Below are 18968 nucleotides of genomic sequence, written 5' to 3'. Positions count from 1 at the left end.
AGTTGTCACTTGTCGGCTCAGCCGTCAGCCGTCAGCCGTCAGCCGTCAGCCGTCGGTCACGAGCCACGAGCCATGAGGCGCTCCCTCAGCCCCGCACCTGGCCCGAGACCTCGCCGAACCCGACCACCACGCCGTCCGGCCCCGGGGCCGTTGCCGTGATGACGACCTCGTCGCCGTCCTCCAGGAAGGTCCGGGTCGTCCCGTCCGGAAGCTTGAGCGGCTCCTCGCCGTTCCAGGTCAGCTCGATCAGCGCACCGCGGGTGTCCGGCTCGGGCCCGCTGACCGTGCCCGAGGCGAAGAGGTCGCCGGTGCGCAGCGAGGCGCCGTTGACGGTCATGTGGGTCAGCTGCTGCTGCGCCGTCCAGTACATGCCGGCGAACGGCGGGCGCGAGACGAGGTGCCCGTTCAGCCGGACCTCCATCGCCAGGTCCAGGCCCCACGGCTCGCCGCCGCGGTCGTCCAGGTACGCGAGCGGCTCGACGTCGCGCTCCGGCGGAGAGACCCGGGCGTGCTGCAGGGCGTCCAGCGGCACGATCCACGGCGAGACCGAGGTCGCGAAGGACTTGCCCAGGAAGGGCCCGAGCGGCACGTACTCCCAGGCCTGGATGTCGCGCGCCGACCAGTCGTTGACCAGGCAGACGCCGAACACGTGCTCGCGGAAGTCGTCCAGTGTGACCGGTCGGCCCAGCTCGGACGGCACGCCGACGACGAAGCCGACCTCGGCCTCGATGTCCAGCCGACGCGACGGCCCGAAGCTCGGCACGGCGTCGGCGGGCGCCTTGCGCTGTCCGTGCGGCCGTACCACCGGGGTGCCGGACACCACCACCGTGCCCGCCCGGCCGTGGTAACCGATCGGCAGGTGCTTCCAGTTGGGGGTGAGCGGCTCCGAGCCCGGGCGGAAGATCCGGCCCAGGTTGGTGGCGTGGTGCTCGGAGGCGTAGAAGTCGACGTAGTCCGCGACCTCGAACGGCAGGTGCAGCTCGACCTCGCCCACCGGCACCAGCGCGGGCGAGATAGCCTCGCGGAAGGACTCGTCCGTCAGCCAGGTGGTGAGGTCGTTCCGTACCTGCGTCCAGACCGAACGCCCTGCCGCCATCAGCGGGTTGAGCGAGTCCGCGGCCAGCAGCGCCGACGCCGCGCCGGCCGCGCGGGCGGCCGCCCCGGCGTCCAGTACGAAGTCCCCGACGCGCACCCCGATCCGGCGCTGCCCGGGCCGGTCGGCCGCGGTGAAGACGCCGTACGGCAGGTTGTGCACGCCGAACGGCGAGTCCTGGGCGCTGGTGAGCCAGCTGCGGGGGGTGCTCAACGGTCCTCCTGGACAAGTGGACTGGGCGACAGCAGGCCGAGCGCGGCCAGGTCGTCCAGGGGTTCGGTGATGCTGCAGGTGCCGAACGCGGTGAACGAGTTGCGGATCACCGTGACCTGGTGCCCGCTCAGCGCGCGGACGGCCTTGGCCAGCACCTCGCCGTCGCGCTCGGCGAGCACCTCGGCGGCCGCGGCGCGGTCCGTCTCCTGTGCGGCCAGCAGCACGTTGAGGAAGCCGTGGTGCTCGAACCCGGTCTCAGGGTCGGTGTGCCGGGCGGCGTTGTGCAGCCCGGCCGTGCACTTGTACGGCAGGCCGCGCCGGGCGCAGCCGGTGAGGAAGGCGGCCAACTCGTCCTCGTCCGGGAACGCCTCCGCGACGACCCCGCCGGTGCGGAACTTCGCCCGGTAGGCGCTGTCGACGAGGACGTCCAGCGTCTCGTCCAGCCCGTCCCCGCGCAGGAGCTCGCGCGGCAGCTCGACGGCGGCGGGCACGTCCGGGGGCAGCAGCCGGTCCAGCTCGGCGACCGCCTCGGCAGTGTCCCGGGTGGCCAGCTCGACCCCGGCGAGCTCGAAGGGCGCGGTGGCGGTGAGCGCCGGCCCGAGCTCGGCGCTGCCCCCCGGCAGCACGAGCCCGACCCTGAGCGGCCCGGTGCCCTCCACCGCCGCGGCCAGCTCGCCCAACCGGCCCGCCCCGCAGAGGAGGGGGCCGACCGCGTCCGCGTACCAGGCTGTGCGGTGGGCGCGGTGCGCGGGCACCGCCTCGACGACCGGCAGGTTCCCGGGTGGGAACACCGCCGCGTCGTCGAAGAGCCCGCGGAACAGCTCCGGGACGGCGAAGTGACTCGCGGAGGTGCCCGCAGAGGTCTCCGCGGAGGGGACTGCGGGAGTGCCGGAGCTCATCGCCCGGGCCCCCGACCCGCCCACGTCCAGGCGTAGTTGGAGTCCTCGCTGGCCCGTCCGCCCTCGCCGAGCTCCAGCGGCCGGAAGGTGTCCACCATGACCGCCAGCTCGTCGAAGAAGTCCACGCCGATGCTGCGCTCGTACGCGCCCGGCTGCGGCCCGTGGGTGTGCCCGCCCGGGTGCAGCGAGATCGAGCCTTGGCCGATGCCCGAGCCCTTGCGGGCCGCGTAGTCGCCGCCGCAGTAGAACATGACCTCGTCGCTGTCCACGTTGGCGTGGTAGTACGGCACCGGGATGGACAGCGGGTGGTAATCCACCTTGCGCGGAACGAAGTTGCAGATCACGAAGCCGTTGCCCTCGAACACCTGGTGGGCCGGCGGCGGCTGGTGGATCCGGCCGGTGATCGGCTCGAAGTCCCGGATGTTGAAGGCGTACGGGTAGAGGCAGCCGTCCCAGCCGACCACGTCGAAGGGGTGGTGCGGCACGGTGTAGCGGGTGCCCGAAACGCCGTTCGGGCCGCGGTGCTTGACCAGTACGTCGACGTCCCCGGGGGAGTCGACCACGAGCGGCCCCACCGGTCCGCGGAGGTCGCGCTCGCAGTACGGCGCGTGCTCCAGCAGCTGCCCGTACTTGGACAGGTAGCGCTTGACCGGGGTGATGTGGCTGTTCGCCTCGATGCAGTAGGCGCGCAGCGGCTCGTCCCCGGCGGGCACCCAGCGGTGGGTGGTGGCGCGCGGAATGATCACGTAGTCGCCCTGACCGACCTCGATCGAGCCGAAGACCGTCTCGACCGTGCCCGAGCCGGACTCCACGTACACGCACTCGTCGCCGAGCCCGTTGCGGTACAGCTCACTGGGGGCCCCGGCGGCGACGTACGAGATCCGCACGTCGCCGTTGCCGAGGACCAGACGGCGGCTGCCCACGACGTCCGCGGACTTCCACTCCTGGTCCGCGAACAACTCGTGCAGCTTGAGGTGGCGGGGGAGCAGGGGATGGTTGGGCACCGTGGACTGGTCGGGCAGCTCCCAGGGCGCCGCGTTGACCACCGCCGAGGGGATGCCCCGGTGGTAGAGCAGCGACGAGTCGGAGGAGAAGCCCTCTTCGCCCATCAACTCCTCGTAGTACAGCCCGCCTTCGGGTGTGCGGTGCTGGGTGTGCCGCTTGGGCGGGATGCTGCCCAGCTGCCGGTAGTACGCCATCTCCGTGCTCCTCCTCGACCGTCCGTGAGCCGACCGTCCGTGAGCCGACCGTCCGTGAGCCGACCCGACTGTGGGCCGACCGCCCGTCAGGGTGTTCCGACGCTACAGGTTGCCGCGACGGTCCTGCTCACGCTCGATGGACTCGAACAGCGCCTTGAAGTTGCCCTTGCCGAAGCCCAGCGACCCGTGCCGCTCGATGAACTCGTAGAAGACGGTCGGACGGTCGCCGATCGGCTTGGTGAAGATCTGCAGCAGGTAACCGTCCTCGTCGCGGTCGACCAGGATGCCGCGCTTCTTCAGCTCCTCGATCGGCACCCGCACCTTGCCGATGCGCTCGCGCAGCTCCGGGTCGTCGTAGTAGGCGTCCGGGGTGTTGAGGAACTCCACGCCACGGGCGCGCAGCACGTCCACGGTGGTGAGGATGTCATTGGTGGCGAGCGCCATGTGCTGGCAGCCGGGGCCGGTGTAGAACTCCAGGTACTCGTCGATCTGGGACTTCTTCTTGGCGATGGCCGGCTCGTTGAGCGGGAACTTCACCCGGTGGTTGCCGCTGGCGACGACCTTGGACATCAGGGCGGAGTACTCGGTGGCGATGTCGTCGCCGACGAACTCGGCCATGTTCACGAAGCCCATGACCCGGTTGTAGAACTGGACCCACTCGTCCATCCGGCCCAGCTCGACGTTGCCCACGGCGTGGTCCAGGGCCTGGAACAGGCGCTTGGGGGAGCCCTCCGGGTGGGTGACGCCGCTCTTCGCGGCGACGTAGCCCGGCAGGTACGGGCCGTTGTAGCGCGAGCGGTCGATCAGGGTGTGGCGGGTCTCGCCGTAGGTGGCGATGGCCGCGCGGCGCACGGTGCCGTTCTCGTCCGAGACGTCGTTCGGCTCCTCCAGGACGGTGGCGCCGCTGGCGCGGGCGTGCTCGATGCACTTGTCGACGTCCGGGACCTCCAGGGCGAGGTCGACCACGCCGTCGCCGTGGCGGCGGTGGTGGTCCAGCAGCGGGCTGTCCGGCTGGACGCCGCCCTTGATCACGAAGCGGCAGGAGCCGGAGCGCAGCACGTAGGACTTGCGGTCGCGGCGGCCGGTCTCCGGGCCGGAGTAGGCGACCAGCTCCATGCCGAACACGACCTGGTAGAACTGGGCCGTCTGGGTGGCGTTGCCGACCACGAACACGACCGCGTCCTGGGCGGTGACCGGGAACGGGTCGGAGGCCTGGTCGTGCTCGACGAGACCGACCAGGCGGCGCAGCTGGTCGGCGTCGAGGCCGGCCTCGCGCTCCTCGGGGGTCAGCTCAAGGGCGTGGGACTGCGTGGTCATCGCTCGTTCCTCCACTCAGGGCCTCGGCGTTGAGGCTTCCGGGGGTTGCCGGGGGCTTTGGGGCTTCCGGTCGGATCGCGTGGATCGCTGCCGCACGGCGAACGGGTGGGCGGTGCGGTTGCGCAGAGCTTGCTCCTGTCGTGAGGGTTGGGCAACAGGTCGTTTTTTCACTGCTCAATGTGTACAAGCTGATCAGGAATTCCGGGTCTTGGCTGCACAGAATGTGCTGCCTCCGGGCGGTCGTCGCACGAAATCTGCGCAACCGGCGCAACCGGCGCAAGCGCCGCTACCGGCCGTCGGCGTCCCGACGGTCGGTGGCCGGGCCGGTGGTGGGCGAGCCGTCGGTGACCGGGAGGTGGCGCAGGAACCAGTCCCCGGCCAGCTCAGCGGCCTGGTCGAGGGTGCCCGGCTCCTCGAACAGGTGGCTCGCGTGCGGCACCACCGCCAGCTCGTTCGCGCCCCGCAGCCGGGCCCGCGCCTGCCGGTTGAGGTCGAGCACGGTGGTGTCCAGGGCGCCGACCACGAGCAGCGTCGGGGCGTCGACCCGGCCGAGGACGTCCGGCCCGGCGAGGTCCGGGCGTCCGCCCCGGGAGACCACGGCGCGCACCGCCGGGCCCAGCTCGGCGGCGGTGTACAGCGCGGCGGCCGCGCCGGTGCTGGCACCGAACAGGCCGAGCGGCAGCCCGCGCGCGCCGTCGGTGCGCTCCAGCTCCCGCGCGACGGCGGTCAGCCGGGAGCCGAGCAGGCCGACGTCGAACACCTTGCGCCGGTCCGGCTCCTCGGCCTCGGTGAGCAGGTCGAACAGCAGCGTGCCGAGCCCGGCCCGGTTCAGGTACCGGGCGACGTGCCGGTTGCGCGGGCTGTGCCGACCGCTGCCGCTGCCGTGCGCGAACACCACGATCCCGCGTGCCCCGGCCGGCACCGTCAGCCGGCCCGCCAGACGGACCCCGGCGACGGACAGCAGCAGCTCGCGGTCGACGCCGTCCGGTGGCTCCTCCTGCCGTCCGTTCCCGTGCCCGACCCGGCCCCGGGCCTCGGCCAGCAGCCGCAGCACCTCCTCGTCGCCGGTCTGCGAGAAGTCGGCGTAGAACTCGCCGATCGCGAAGAACGGCGACGGCGTGTCGACGCAGACCAGCTCGTCGGCGACCTCGCTGAGCCGGTCCGTCCAGTCCAGGGGAGCCACCGGTACGGCGAGCACCACCCGGGCCGCGCCGCGTGCCCGGACGATCCGGCAGGCCGCCTTGGCGGTGGAGCCGGTGGCGATGCCGTCGTCGACCACGACCACCGTGCGCCCGCGCAGGTCGGAGGCCGGACGGTCGCCGCGGTAGCGGCGGGCCCGGCGCGCCAGCTCGGTGCGCTCGCGCCCCTCCACCCGCGCCAACTGCTCGTCGCTGACCCCGGCGAGCCGCAGGACCTGCTCGTTCAGCACCCGGACGCCGTCCTCGCCGATCGCCCCCATGGCCAGCTCGGGCTGGTACGGCACACCGAGCTTGCGGATCACGCAGATGTCCAGCGGCGCGTCGAGCGCGGTCGCCACCTCGGCGGCCACCGGCACCCCGCCGCGGGGCAGGGCGACCACCACGGTGTCGGGGCCGGCGAGATGGGCGAGGCGGGCGGCCAGCCGGTGGCCCGCCTCGGTGCGGTCGGTGAAATGGGTTCCGGTGACGTGCATGACACGGCCTCCGAGTTCCACCGTACGCCGGTCGGGCGGGTCGGTCCCGGCGGGCCCGGCGGGCCGGCGTGCCTGGGCGCCTGCCGGGCCACGGCCCGGACGCACGTCGGGACGCCTCCCGGACGTGGTCCCGGGCCTTCTCGTCAAGGGCCGGGACGGCCGCGGACACGGAGACGTGGTCCGGGAGTGCCGGTCCGCCGACCGGCACTCCCGGGGTCTTGCCGGATCTACCGGACCTACGGCTGCATCTCGTACGAGCCCGAGAGCGCCTCGACCCGGGCCCACACCTTCGCGGCGCGCTCGGCGTCGGCCACCGGGCGGCGCACGTTCGCCAGCGCCCAGGCCGCCTGCTCCTCGGTGGTGGAGGCCTTGCCGTGCAGCTCGGTCGCGTGGGCGGAGAAGTCGCGGACCAGCGCGTCGAAGATCTGGTCCAGGACGTCCGCGTCCAGGCCGGTCAGCTCCGCCTGCTCCAGCACCAGCTGGCCGTAGACGATCAGCGCGAACAGCTGGCCGATCTCCAGCAGGAAGTCCAGGTCCGCCTGCTGCTCCTTGCTCGGCGCGTGCTTGAGCAGCAACTCGCAGAAGCCGTCCGCCTGTTCGCGGAAGCGGGCGACGTTCGCCAGCTGCGCGTGCCGGTCGTACGGGGCGCGCCAGTCGTGGAAGCGGATCGCGCCGAGGCCGCGGGCCGGGCCCTGGCGGAACAGGAAGGCGTCATCGGCGGCGTCCAGCCTGGTCGGCACCGGCGCGTAGTCGGCAGGTGCGAACAGGTAGTTGCCCATGAACTTGAGGATCAGCGCCAGGTTGACGTGGACGGTGCCCTCCAGCTTCGGCAGGCCGCGGATGTCCTTGGCGGCCTTGTCGAAGTAGGTGTCCGCCTCGAAGCCCTTGGCCGCGATGACGTCCCACATCAGGTCGATGACCTTCTCGCCCTCGGTGGTGACCTTCATCTTGGTCATCGGGTTGAAGAGCAGGTAGCGGCGGTCCTCGGGGGAGGCGGTGCGGAAGTAGTCCACGGCCCGCGCGCTGAACAGCTTCATCGCGACCAGGCGGGCGTACGCGTCGGTCAACTCGCGCCGCACGTGCGGGAAGTCGGTGACCTTGCGGCCGTACAGCACCCGGTTGTGGGCGTGCGTGACGGCCTCGTACATCGCGTGCTCGCAGATGCCGACCGAGGCGGTGCAGAGGTTGAACTTGCCGACGTTGACGGTGTTCAGTGCGGCGTCGAAGGCGGCCTGGCCGGTGTGCAGCACGTCCTCGGCCCGGACCGGGTAGTCCTCCAGGCGGAACTCGCTGACGTACATCTGGGCGTTCACCACGTTCTTGACCAGGTGGTACGCCTCGTGGCGGCTGTCGGCGGCGAAGAAGACGTAGCCCTCGGGGCCCTCGACGTCCGAGCGGCGGCCGAAGACCGAGACCAGGCCGGCCACGTTGCCGTTGCCGATGTAGTACTTGGAGCCGGTCGCGGTGAAGCCGCCCTCGCCGTCCGGGGTGAGGATCATGTCGGTGGAGTAGATGTCGGCGCCGTGGGTGCGCTCGGACAGGCCGAAGGCCATCACGTGGCCCTCGGCGAGCAGCTTGGCGGCGCGGGCGCGGACGGCCTCGTTCTCGCTCTGCCAGACCGGGCCGAGGCCCAGGATGGTGACCTGCCAGGTGTACCAGTAGCCGAGGCCGTAGAAGCCGAGGATCTCGTTCAGCTCGGCGATCCGCGCGGTGTCCCAGCGCTTGTCCGGGTCGGCCGCGGAGGGCGTCAGGAACTCCGCGAAGAGTCCTTCCCGGGCGGCGAATTCGAGGAAGTCGGCGTACCAGGCGCGGTCGATGTAGGTGTCGATGAGCGCCTTCTTGCCGCGGGACTCGAACCAGTCGACGGTCGCGCGCAGCAGTCGGCGGGTCGGCTCGTCGAACTGCGCGGGGTCGTAGGTGCGCGGGTTGAAGAGCATCAGGGGCTCCCTGGGGTCGAGGGTGTCGAGGGTGTTGAGGCGCCGGGCGCCGGGCGTCGGAGGCGTCAGGGCTGCCAGGGCACGGCGAAGCGGGTCGGCCGACGGGTTTCGGGCGAGCGGGGCTTCGGATGACGGAGTTCAGCGAACAGATGACAGAATTCAGCGTTCAGCCAACAGATTTCAGACTCTGTCACCTGACGTCTGTTCGCGGTCTCCCGTCCCCCGCCCCCGCCCGTCCGCGAGTCGGCGCAGAGTGGTGAGCACGTCGTCCAGCCAGGCGAGGTTCATCCGCTCGAACTCGATGCCGCCGCGCAGCACCACGTGCTGCAGCTCCTGCTGGACGTCCAGCGCGCCGAGGTCGGGGAAGTCCCGCTGCTCGCCGTGCAGGTAGCGGGCGAGCAGGGCGGAATGACTCTCGCGGTGCCGTTCGACCTCGGCGATCAGCACCGTCAGCGCGGCCGGGTCGTCGAAGGCGGCGGCCCGGATCTTGACCGCGAGTTCGTGCCGCACGGTCTCCGGCTCGACCGGTTCGCGCAGCCATTCGGCCAGCGCGGCCCGCCCGGGCCCGGCCGCCGAGTACACCTTCTTGTCCGGGCGGCCGTCCTGGGCGACCTCCTCTGCGGCGACCCAGCCGTCCGCCTCCATCCGCCGCAGCACCCGGTAGATCTGCTGGTGGGTGGCAGTCCAGAAGCGTCCGATGGAGCGGTCGAAGCGCCGGGCCAATTCGTACCCGGAGCCGGGCTGCTCCAGCAGCGAGACGAGGATCGCGTGCTCCAGTGCCATGCCCGCATCCTCCTATGCAACGAGTTGCATAGGCAACGTTCTCCCGGAGTGTTGAGACGCAGGTCACCGGCGTGATCGGATGGTTATCGGCCAATACGGACAATCGGGTGTAAAACCTTTGGGAAGGGCAGAATAGGTACGGGACGCGCCCCATTCCATGGTCCGGAACCACAGGAGGTGGTATCGGTGGCAACCCATCTGCCGACAGGCATGGAGCACCACCCGGACATCGTCGAACTCCGGGAACACTACGAGCGGGTCACCTCGACCCCCCGCGCCCAGGGCATCGAAGCCCTGGCCGTACTGGCCGGACTCTTCCTGGCGGCATCGCCTTGGATCGTCGGCTTCACCGCGTTCAGCACCCTGACCGTGACCTGCCTGATCGTCGGTCTGGCATACACGGCACTGATGGCCGGCTACGGGCCGGCCTACGAGCGCACCCACGCGCGGGCTTGGGCCGCCGCCGCGCTCGGTGTCTGGACGATCATCTCTCCCTGGGTCGTGTCCGGTTCCGTCGCGCACGGCAAGAACATCGTCACCTGCGTCATCGTCGGTGCGGTGATGTTCCTGCTCGGCCTCGCGGCGATCTCGATGGCCACGATCACGGCGAACGGGGCAGCGATGCGGCTCGGCCGGGCCGGCCGGGCTGACCGAACCGGCCGCGCAGGCCACGTCAAGGGCTGATCTTTCCGGTAGCCCGCGTCCGGGGCGCGGAGGGCACGTGTGCCCGCCGCGCCCCGGCACGCGTCGACACGTCCAGGGAAGTCCCGATAGGTACCGGGCCCGATAGGTACCGGGTTACGGATGCGTCATCCGCAGCACGTCCAGTGCCCGGTCCAACTGCTCCTCGGTGAGCTCGCCCCGCTCGACGTACCCGCGCTCCAGGACCACCTGACGGATCGTCTTCCGCTCGGCCAGCGCCTGCTTGGCGACCTTCGCCGCCTCCTCGTACCCGATGTACCGGTTCAGCGGCGTCACCACCGACGGCGAGGACTCCGCGTACTCGCGGGCCCGCTCGACGTTCGCGGTGATCCCGTCCACCGTACGGTCCGCCAGCAGCCGGGCACTGTTGGCCAGCAGCCGCACCGACTCCAGCACGTTGCGGGCGATCACCGGGAGCATCACGTTCAGCTCGAAGTTGCCGCTCGCGCCGGCCAGGGTCACCGTCGCGTCGTTGCCCACCACCTGGGCGGCGACCATCAGCACCACCTCGGGCAGCACCGGGTTCACCTTGCCCGGCATGATGGACGAACCCGGCTGCAGGTCCGGCAGGTTGATCTCGCCCAGGCCGGTGCGCGGGCCGGAGCCCATCCACCGCAGGTCGTTCGCGATCTTCGTGAACCCGACTGCCACCGTACGCAGTTGGCCGCTCAGCTCGACCAGCGCGTCCCGCGCGCCCTGCGCCTCGAAGTGGTCGCGGGCCTCGGTCAGCGGCAGTCCGGTGGTGCGGGCCACCTCCTCGATGACCGCCGCCGGGAAGCCGGGCGGGGTGTTGATGCCGGTGCCCACCGCCGTTCCGCCGAGCGGCAGTTCGGCGACCCGCGGGAGCGTGGCCAGCAGCCGTTCCCGCCCGTGCCGCACCTGCGCCGCGTAGCCGCCGAACTCCTGACCGAGGGTGACGGGCGTGGCGTCCATCAGGTGGGTGCGGCCCGACTTGACCACCTGCGCGAACTCGACGGACTTGCGCTCCAGCGCCTCCGCCAGGTGCTCCAGCGCCGGGATCAGGTCGTCGGTGACGGCGCCGGTGGCGGCGATGTGGATCGAGGACGGGAACACGTCGTTGGACGACTGGCTCGCGTTCACCTGGTCGTTCGGATGGACCGGCCGCCCCAGCCGCTCGCCGGCCAGGGTCGCGATCACCTCGTTGGCGTTCATGTTGGACGAGGTGCCCGAGCCGGTCTGGAACACGTCCACCGGGAACTGGTCGTCCCAACGGCCCTCCGCCACCTCCTCGGCCGCCGCCGCGATCGCCCCGGCCGTCTCCTCGTCCAGGACCCCGAGGCGGGCGTTCACCCGCGCCGCGGCAGCCTTGATCCGCGCCAGCGCGGCGATGTGCGCGCGCTCCAGCCGCTGACCGGACACCGGGAAGTTCTCCACCGCCCGCTGCGTCTGCGCCTGCCACTTCGCGGCGGCCGGCACCCGTACCTCACCCATCGAGTCGTGCTCGATCCGGTACTCCTGCGGCTTCTCCCGCTCGTCACCCATCGTGCGCTGCACCTCCTGTACGGGCCCGCTCGGCCCGGTCACGGGTCTTCCGATCACGACAGCCGCGCACGGGCCCCGGGTATTTCCACCGAGGCCGGCGATCCCCGATCCGGAGGACGCGCGGACCCCCGGTGCGGCGCGGTTACGGCCGGGGCAGCTCGGCGCGGACCAGCTCGCCCGGCTCGGTACCGGCCTGGGCGACCGTCGACCCGTCGGGCGCCCAGATCCCCGAGCCGCCCGAGCTGTCCGGGAACACGCCGGTGGGCCCGGCGGAGGTGGACAGCACGACCCAGACCCCGTGCGCGGTGGCTCGGTCCCGGCAGTGGCCGTCCCGGCGCTCGGCCTGCGTGGTGCCCGGGCCGTACAGGGTGGAGGCGACGTAGGCGTCGATGCCGAGCGGGGCGGTCTCCTCGGCGTGCGTCGGGTCGGCGACGTCGGCGCAGACCGCGAGGCCGAGCCGCAGGCCGTCCAGCTCCAGCACGACGGGCTTCTCGCCCGCGGTGAAGCGGTCGGGCTCGCCTTCACCGTGCAGGCGCATCTTCCGGTAGACGACGGCGGCGCCCTCGCCGGTGACCGCGACGGTGGCGATGGACTCGCTGCCGTCGGCCTCCGCGACCGGTGCGCCGACCAGCGCCAGGGCGCCGGTGGCGGCGCAGGCCTCGACCAGCGGCGCGAGCCGCGGGTCGGCCGGGTCGACGGCGGGGGCGGCCAGGTCGTAGCCGGTCAGCGACAGTTCGGGGAACACCACCAGGCGGGTCCCCGCCGCCCGGACGGCCTCGGCGTGCCGCTCCACGTTCACGGCCAGGGTGTCCGGTCGGCCGCGGTCGGCGCAGAGGGGCTGGGCGACCGTGACGGTCAGCGGCGTGGACGAGGGCATGGCGGGGCCTCCGGTCGGTGGGGGGCGGTGGTCAAGATCAACCTATGTGGCCGCCGAGGAGCCGGGCAAGCGTCGGTGACCCGGTCCCGGGTGCACTGGCCGACCGCCCCACCAGGCGCCACCACGGCGGCATGACCAGCGACGATGCCGCCACCGCCCGCTACGCGGAGGCCGCCCTCGCCGCACCCCGCCGAATCCGGCCCGGCCGCGCTTCAGCGGGAAAGCGGAGAGAGGTAGAGAGTGGACGGCTTTCAGTCGTTCGAGTGATGATCACCCGAACGAGTGAGATCCCGGCCGGATCGCTTCAAACGGTCGTGCGGCACTTCGTACGCTCCTCACCGGGTCGGGTGGACACCGACCGCCCCGGAGTGCCGCGGCCCGGCCCGGCCCGGGGAACCGACGCAGGGGGCGGACCGGATGACCACAGAACGCGACGACAGCCGTACGAACGGCCCGACCAGCCCGACCGGCGCGCCGGACCGCCGGGCGAGCGGCCGCGAGGCCGGACGGGCGCTGACCAGGCGACAACTGCTCGGCGCCTCCGCGGCGCTCGGCGGCGCGGCCTGGCTGCTGCGCGGCACCATCGGCCCGGACAGCGCGGAGGCCGCCACGCCGGTGCCGCCCGGCCTGCCCGCCGGCACCGAGCTCTACCAGCGGGTCTTCGAGAACTGGTCCGGTGAGATCCGCACCGACCAGCTGTGGACCTGCGCGCCGCGCACCCCCGAAGAGGTGCCGGCCCTCGCCGACTGGGCGCACGCCAACGGCTGGCGGCTGCGCGCCTCCGGCTACCGGCACACCTGGGCGCCGCTCACCGTCGCCAACGGGACCCCGGACAGCGCCCGCGTCCTGATCGTCGACACCAGCCGCTACCTCACCGCGATCACCGCCGACTCGCCCACCACCGTCCGGGCGCAGGCCGGCGCCGGCATGGAGGCGCTGCTCGCCCACCTGGCCGACCGCGGTCTCGGCCTGACGGCCTGCCCGGCGCCCGGCGACCTCACCGTCGGCGGCGTGCTCGCCATCGGCGGCCACGGCACCGCCGCCCCGGCGCACGGCGAACTGCGGCCGGACGGGCACGGCTACGGCTCGGTCAGCAACCAGGTGGTGCGGCTCACCGCGGTCGTCCTCGACCCGGCCACCGGCCGCTACGCGCTGCGCACCTTCGACCGCGCCGAGGCCGACAGCGCCGCCTTCCTGGTGCACCTGGGCCGGGCCTTCGTCACCGAGGTCGTGCTGCGCGCCGGGGCCGACCGACCGCTGCGCTGCGTCAGCCGACTGGACATCCCGGCGAGCGACCTGTTCGCCCGCCCCGGGACCGCCACAGGCGGTGGCGGGCTGCTCGGGGGACTGCTGGGCGGCGGTGACGGCCTGCGCACCCTCGCCGACTTCGTCGAGCGCGACGGCCGGGTCGAGGCGATCTGGTTCGCCTACACCGACTACCCGTGGCTCAAGACCTGGACCGTCAGTCCGACCAAGCCGCTCGCCGCCCGAGCCGTCGACCAGCCCTACAACTACCCGTTCTCGGACAGCGTTCCGGAGCCGGTCGCCCGGCTGGCCGGTCAAATCGTCTCCGGCGCCTGGGGATCGGCTCCGCTGTTCGGCCAACTCCAGTACCTCGTCGCCAAGGTGGCGCTCACCGGTGACCTCACCGACGTGCTGCTCTCCGGCGGGCTGCTGCGCGACCTGCTCTCCGGCGACCTGATCACCCACCTGCTCGCCGGCGGACTGCGCTCCGACCTCTGGGGACCCTCGCGCACCCTGCTGCAGTACGTGCGGCCCACCACGCTGCGGGTCACCGCCAACGGCTACGCGATCCTGACCAAGCGTGCCGACCTGCAGTGGGTGGTCAGCGAATTCGCCGCCTACTACCGGCAGTTGCTCGCCGAGTGCCAGGCGCGGGGCGAGTTCCCGGTGAACGGTGCGGTGGAGATCCGGGTCACCGGCCTCGACGACCCCTCCTACTCCGGGGTCCCCGGCGCCCGGCCCCCGCTGCTGTCCGCGCTGCGACCGCGGGCGGACCGGCCGGAGTGGGACACCGCGGTCTGGCTCGACGTCCTGGCCTTCCCCGGCACGCCCGGGCTGGAGCGCTTCGCCCGGGATCTGGAGCAGTGGCTGCTGCGCACCTTCGACGGCACCCGGGCGGGTATGCGGGTCGAGTGGTCCAAGGGGTGGGCCTACACCGCCGACGCGGCCTGGTCCGACCAGGACCTTATCGGCCGGGTCATTCCCGACAGTCTGCGCGCCGGGGGCGGTCCGGGCTGGGATGAGGCGGTCGCCGTACTGGACCGCTACGACCCGCACCGGGTGTTCGGGAATCCGTTCCTGGACGGGCTGTTGAAGTAGCGCGCTCCGGAGTGGAGGAGGGCGGCGAACAGATGTCAGCGAACAGGTTTCATCATCTGTTCGCTGACATCTGTTTTCTGTCCGCTGTTATCTGTCACCTGACGTCTGACGCTTCGCCCCCCGGCCCCCGGCCCCCGGCCCCCGCCCGGCCCCCGCCGCCCGCCATCCGGCGGCGCAGTGTCAGATGTGCTCCATCACGATCACCGCCAGGGTGTCCGCCGCCAGCGCACGGAACACGTGCGGGGCGTCGCCGGGGTAGCTGATGTAGTCGCCCGGGCCCAGTTCGACCGGCGCCTCGGTCGGACCGACCAGGGCCCGACCCGAGCCGATCATCACGTGCTCGACGGTGCCGGGCATGTGCGGGTCGGAGGCCCGGGTCTCGCCGGGCTGGGCCTCGATCCGGTAGATGTCGCGCCGGGCGTTCGGCGGGCAGGAGGAGAGCACGGTGGCCGCGTAGTTGGCCTGCTCGGAGTGGGTCACCGGGCCCTCCCCGGCCCGCAGCACCTTGACGGTCGGGCGCGGCGGGTCGACCAGTCGACTGAACGGCACGTTCAGCGCCACCCCGAGCGCCCAGAGCGTCTCGACGCTGGGGTTGCCCGCGCCCGACTCCAGCTGCGAGAGCGTCGACTTGGCGATGCCGGCGCGTCGGGCCAGCTCGGTCATCGACACTCCGCTGCGTTCGCGTTCGCGCCGGATGGACGCGGCGATCTGGCCGATCAGCTCCGCGCCGGAGCCGTTGGCTCCCTCGGGCCTGGCGGTCCGGTCACTCATGCTCGCCACTCACTCTTTCCCCAGGCTCCCTCGGTCGGCTTCCCGCTGCTGGTGCCGTTCATGCTGCCACGCCCGGCCATCCGGGTGTCGTCGCGATCGCCGCTCACCGTTCGGCCTACCGGTCGTTCCGTTCGCCTTGACGAACCCTGCCCTGCGGGTTCACTCTGATGGACATGCGTTCGCTGCTTCGAACACTGGAACATGCCACCCTCCGCGACATCGCCCTGGTGTGCGTCGCCGACGCGCTGGTCGGCGCCTCCTTCGGCGCGATCAGCGTGTCCGGCGGCCTGCCGCTGTGGGTGCCGATGGCGCTGTCCCTCCTGGTGTTCGCGGGCGGCTCGCAGTTCGCGGCCGTCGGCGTGGTGCTGTCCGGCGGGAGTGCGCTCGCGGCCGTCGCCACCGGACTGGTGCTCAACGCCCGGCTGCTGCCCTTCGGGTTCGCCGTCTCCGACGTGCTCCAAGGGCCCTGGTGGCGGCGGCTGTTGGGAGCGCAGCTGCTCACCGACGAGAGCGCGGCCTTCGCCCTGCAGCAGCACGACCCGCGGCGGCGCCGGGCAGCGTTCTGGATCTGCGGGGTCGCCCTGTTCGTGATCTGGAACCTCGCGGTCCTGCTCGGAGGCGTCGCGGGCGGGCTGATCGGCGACACCGACGTGCTCGGCCTGGACGCCGCCTTCCCGGCGGTGCTGCTCGCGCTGGTGCTGCCCTCGCTCAGGGACCGCGGTACGCGTACGGCGGCGCTGACGGGTGCGGCGGCGGCCGTCGCGGTCACCCCGTTCGTCCCGGCCGGGCTGCCGGTGCTGTTCGCCCTGGTCGGGCTGCTGTTCGCCGGACGGCCGGGGGCGACGCCGCACGCAGGGAAGGCGGGGAAGGCGGCCGGGACGGATCCGGCCGGGCCGGAGGCCGCCGTCTCGGCCGTGAAGCAGGAGGCCCGATGATGCCGCTGTACGCCGTACTGCTGCTGGCCGCCGGGACGTACGCCTACCGCGCGGCCGGACCGCTGCTGGGCCACCGGCTCGCACTCTCGGACCGGCTGCGGCACCTGCTGGCCGTCGCGGCGGCGGTGCTGCTGGTCGCTCTGGTGGCCACCGGCGCACTGACCCAGGGGCACGGCTTCGCCGGGTGGGCCCGACCGGCGGGCGTACTCGTTGCCGGGGTGCTCGCCTGGCGCCGGGCGCCGTTCCCGGCGGTGGTGGTCGCCGGTGCGGCGGCCACGGCGGTGCTGCGACTGTGCGGAGTGGGTTGAGACGACGGCGGGCGGCCAGCTGCCGTCACCCGGCACCCTTCAGCCGTTACGGCCGCCCGCCACGCGCCGCCCCCCGCCCGTGACTCGTGACCCGTCAGCCGTGACCTGTCACCCGTCCTCGGTCAGCCGCTCCGCCTGCACCTCGGGCCGCTTGCTGTCCCACAGCATCTCCCACACCTTGAACACGCAGTGGTAGTCCCGCATGCTGCCCTGCGAGATCAGCAGGTAGGTGTCCCCGTCCCGGAGGAGGGTCTGCCGCCGACTGTTCATCGGGTGCTCCGGCGTGTAGGTGGGGACGATCCTCCGCAGCTCCGCGACGGCCTCCTCGCGGGTGCCCTCGACCTCGCCGAGCACCTTGCTGCCCCAGGTCCGGTCCCTGCCGACGCCCACCGTCTCCTCGACGACCAAGGCCCAACGCGCCATGCTCCCCTCCCCGTTTCCGTTCCGGTTGTTCCGCCACCGCGCCACGCTCCCGCGTGGCACCACCGCATACCCCTACCCGACCAGCGACTTGAAGAAGATGGTGGTCGGCCGCAACGTGCCCATCGGGTCGGCCGCGTAGTCCGGCACCGTACCGACCCGGCTCCAGCCCGCCGCCTCGTACATCCGCTCGGCCGGGCTGCCCGTCTCGGTGTCCAGCACCAGCAGCCGGATCCCCGACGCCGCCGCCCGTTCCTCCAGTGCCGCCAGCAGCCGCCCGGCCAGCTGGTGCCCGCGGTCCGCCGGGTGCACCATCAGCTTGGCCACCTCTCCCCGGTGCCGGCCGTTCGCCGTCGCCGCCGGTCGCAGCTGCACCGTCCCGGCGAGCCGCCCGTCGTCCGCTGCCCGGGCCGTCCACACCAGCAGCCGTCCGGCCGCGAGCTCCGGGACGAGGGCCCGCCACCACGCCGAGGACTCCTCCGGCTCCAGCGGGGCCAGGAACCCGACCGAGGCGCCGCAGTTGACGGTATCCGCCAGCAGTCCGGCGAACTCCGCCACCGAACCGTCCAACTCCTCGGCGGTCAGCTCCTCGACCACATAGGCCGTGCTGGACATGTCGCCTTCCTCACTCGCTCCCGTCGGTCCCAGGCCGGGCGGGTTGCGGAATACTCGCCGGTGTCCCGCCGAGACTACAAGGAGCTTCAATGTCGAAGCCGACCCGGATCGACCCGTCCGACCTGCTCGCGGTCGGCGACCTCCTCTCCGACGAGGAGCGGCTGATCCGCGACACCGTCCGCCGGTTCACCGAGGAGCGGATCCGCCCGCACATCGGCGACTGGTTCGAGCGCGGCGTCTTCCCGGCCCGCGAACTCGCCCCCGAACTCGGCGCCCTCGGCGTGCTCGGCATGCACCTCGACGGTTACGGCTGCGCGGGCGCCGGCGCCGTGGCGTACGGGGCGGCCTGCATGGAGCTGGAGGCGGCCGACTCCGGGCTGCGCAGCTTCGTCTCGGTCCAGGGCTCGCTCGCGATGCGCTCGATCCACGCCTTCGGCTCGGAGGAGCAGAAGCAGCGTTGGCTGCCCGGCATGGCGGCCGGCCGGCTGATCGGCTGCTTCGGCCTCACCGAGCCCGACTTCGGCTCGGACCCGGCGAACATGCGCACCCGGGCGGTCCGCAAGGGCGGCAAGGGCGGCAAGGGCGGTGACTGGGTGCTGTCCGGCAGCAAGATGTGGATCACCAACGGCAGCATCTCCGACGTCGCCGTGGTCTGGGCGCAGACCGAGGACGGCGTGCGCGGCTTCCTGGTCGAGCGCGGCACCCGCGGCCTGACCGCGACCGACGTGCACGGCAAGCTCTCCCTGCGCGCCTCCGTCACCAGCGAGCTGGCCTTCGACGAGGTGGTGCTCCCCGCCGACGCCGTACTGCCCGGCGTCACCGGCCTGCGGGGCCCGCTCTCCTCGCTCAACGAGGCGCGCTACGGCATCCTCTGGGGCACCGTCGGTGCGGCCCGCGACTGCTACACCGCCGCCCTCGACTACGCCAGGACCCGGATCCAGTTCGACCGCCCGATCGCCGGCTTCCAGCTCACCCAGCAGAAGCTGGTCGAGATGATGCTGGAGGTCGAGAAGGCCTACCTGGTGGCGCTGCGGATCGGCCGGCTCAAGGAGCAGGGCGAGGCCCGCGCACCGCACATCAGCTTCGGCAAGCTCAACAACGTCCGCGCCGCGCTGGAGATCGCCCGCAGCGCCCGGACCGTCCTCGGGGCCAACGGCATCACCACCGAGTACCCGGTGCTGCGGCACGCCAACAACCTGGAGTCGGTGCTCACCTACGAGGGCACCAGCGAGATCCACACCCTCGTCCTCGGCGAGGCCATCACCGGCGAGGCGGCCTACCGCTGACGGCCCGCCCGGCCCCCTCGGCACGGTGACACCGAGCCGAGAGCGGGCCGAGAGCCGGCCGGGACCGGATCGGCGAAATCCGGTGGCCGGGCCCG

Annotated in this window: 17 protein-coding genes; 5 read left to right on the top strand and 12 right to left on the bottom strand. The window is 72.4% G+C overall.

What is annotated here, in order from left to right; genetic code table 11:
* Nucleotides 1-85 precede the first annotated feature (85 nt).
* The 7 genes from fahA to HS99_RS30590 all read right to left on the bottom strand — a co-directional run bounded on the left by fahA (nucleotide 86) and on the right by HS99_RS30590 (nucleotide 9113).
* Nucleotides 86-1306: a fumarylacetoacetase gene (fahA, locus tag HS99_RS30620; protein ID WP_030280244.1), complete on the bottom strand. Its 1221-nt coding sequence runs from the start codon at nucleotides 1304-1306 to the stop codon at nucleotides 86-88.
* Nucleotides 1303-2205: a hypothetical protein gene (locus HS99_RS30615; RefSeq protein ID WP_232543100.1), complete on the bottom strand. Its 903-nt coding sequence runs from the start codon at nucleotides 2203-2205 to the stop codon at nucleotides 1303-1305. Before HS99_RS30615 ends, fahA begins: the two co-directional genes overlap by 4 nt.
* On the bottom strand, nucleotides 2202-3404 hold the full coding sequence (locus HS99_RS30610) for a homogentisate 1,2-dioxygenase (RefSeq protein ID WP_030280248.1): 1203 nt from the start codon (nucleotides 3402-3404) through the stop codon (nucleotides 2202-2204). Before HS99_RS30610 ends, HS99_RS30615 begins: the two co-directional genes overlap by 4 nt.
* Nucleotides 3405-3506: 102 nt before the next feature.
* Nucleotides 3507-4721 carry a 4-hydroxyphenylpyruvate dioxygenase gene (hppD, locus tag HS99_RS30605; RefSeq protein WP_030280251.1) on the bottom strand — a complete coding sequence of 405 codons (1215 nt, stop codon included), beginning with the start codon at nucleotides 4719-4721 and terminating at the stop codon, nucleotides 3507-3509.
* Nucleotides 4722-5007: 286 nt separating this feature from the next.
* Nucleotides 5008-6393, bottom strand: coding sequence for a phosphoribosyltransferase (locus tag HS99_RS30600; protein WP_046386651.1), 1386 nt, complete (start codon nucleotides 6391-6393; stop codon nucleotides 5008-5010).
* A 236-nt stretch (nucleotides 6394-6629) separates the two neighbouring features.
* Nucleotides 6630-8330 carry an acyl-CoA dehydrogenase family protein gene (locus HS99_RS30595; RefSeq protein WP_030280256.1) on the bottom strand — a complete coding sequence of 567 codons (1701 nt, stop codon included), beginning with the start codon at nucleotides 8328-8330 and terminating at the stop codon, nucleotides 6630-6632.
* 180 nt (nucleotides 8331-8510) lie between these two features.
* Entirely contained in the window at nucleotides 8511-9113 is a 603-nt protein-coding gene (locus HS99_RS30590; protein WP_046386652.1) for a PadR family transcriptional regulator, read from the bottom strand.
* A gap of 186 nt (nucleotides 9114-9299) precedes the next feature.
* Between HS99_RS30590 and HS99_RS30585 the strand changes: the two genes are divergently transcribed.
* On the top strand, nucleotides 9300-9797 hold the full coding sequence (locus tag HS99_RS30585; RefSeq protein WP_223885924.1) for an SPW repeat protein: 498 nt from the start codon (nucleotides 9300-9302) through the stop codon (nucleotides 9795-9797).
* 114 nt (nucleotides 9798-9911) lie between these two features.
* Here the strand turns inward: HS99_RS30585 and HS99_RS30580 are convergent, their stop codons facing one another.
* Complete coding sequence (locus HS99_RS30580) at nucleotides 9912-11318, bottom strand: class II fumarate hydratase (protein WP_030280262.1); 1407 nt, start codon at nucleotides 11316-11318, stop codon at nucleotides 9912-9914.
* 142 nt (nucleotides 11319-11460) lie between these two features.
* A complete protein-coding gene (locus tag HS99_RS30575) occupies nucleotides 11461-12195 on the bottom strand; it encodes a carbon-nitrogen hydrolase family protein (RefSeq protein WP_030551716.1) in 735 nt (244 codons plus the stop codon).
* 417 nt (nucleotides 12196-12612) lie between these two features.
* Here HS99_RS30575 and HS99_RS30570 point away from each other — a divergent pair, with 417 nt between their 5' ends.
* Nucleotides 12613-14538, top strand: coding sequence for a cholesterol oxidase substrate-binding domain-containing protein (locus HS99_RS30570; protein ID WP_078938907.1), 1926 nt, complete (start codon nucleotides 12613-12615; stop codon nucleotides 14536-14538).
* 180 nt (nucleotides 14539-14718) lie between these two features.
* Here HS99_RS30570 and HS99_RS30565 read toward each other — a convergent pair whose 3' ends face one another.
* Nucleotides 14719-15309, bottom strand: coding sequence for a helix-turn-helix domain-containing protein (locus tag HS99_RS30565; RefSeq protein WP_078656555.1), 591 nt, complete (start codon nucleotides 15307-15309; stop codon nucleotides 14719-14721).
* A gap of 173 nt (nucleotides 15310-15482) precedes the next feature.
* Between HS99_RS30565 and HS99_RS30560 the strand changes: the two genes are divergently transcribed.
* Nucleotides 15483-16244: an AzlC family ABC transporter permease gene (locus HS99_RS30560; protein ID WP_037828589.1), complete on the top strand. Its 762-nt coding sequence runs from the start codon at nucleotides 15483-15485 to the stop codon at nucleotides 16242-16244.
* Nucleotides 16244-16552 carry an AzlD domain-containing protein gene (locus HS99_RS30555; protein ID WP_370863320.1) on the top strand — a complete coding sequence of 103 codons (309 nt, stop codon included), beginning with the start codon at nucleotides 16244-16246 and terminating at the stop codon, nucleotides 16550-16552. Before HS99_RS30560 ends, HS99_RS30555 begins: the two co-directional genes overlap by 1 nt.
* 108 nt (nucleotides 16553-16660) lie before the next feature.
* On the opposite strand, the gene HS99_RS30550 is transcribed toward HS99_RS30555, so the two are convergent.
* On the bottom strand, nucleotides 16661-16975 hold the full coding sequence (locus HS99_RS30550) for a hypothetical protein (RefSeq protein ID WP_051746656.1): 315 nt from the start codon (nucleotides 16973-16975) through the stop codon (nucleotides 16661-16663).
* Nucleotides 16976-17047: 72 nt separating this feature from the next.
* The gene (locus HS99_RS30545) at nucleotides 17048-17587 is read right to left on the bottom strand and encodes a GNAT family N-acetyltransferase (RefSeq protein ID WP_030551710.1); all 540 of its coding nucleotides are present in this window, start codon (nucleotides 17585-17587) and stop codon (nucleotides 17048-17050) included.
* Between the two features lie 89 nt (nucleotides 17588-17676).
* On the opposite strand from HS99_RS30545, the gene HS99_RS30540 reads away from it, so the two are divergent.
* Nucleotides 17677-18873, top strand: coding sequence for an acyl-CoA dehydrogenase family protein (locus HS99_RS30540; RefSeq protein WP_030551708.1), 1197 nt, complete (start codon nucleotides 17677-17679; stop codon nucleotides 18871-18873).
* The last annotated feature ends 95 nt before the right edge of the window (nucleotides 18874-18968 follow it).

This window comes from Kitasatospora aureofaciens (assembly GCF_001188955.3).
Classification (GTDB): Bacteria; Actinomycetota; Actinomycetes; order Streptomycetales; family Streptomycetaceae; genus Kitasatospora; species Kitasatospora aureofaciens.
Note: the sequence above shows the minus strand (reverse complement) of the source record. Positions and strands in the feature narration are given on the sequence as shown.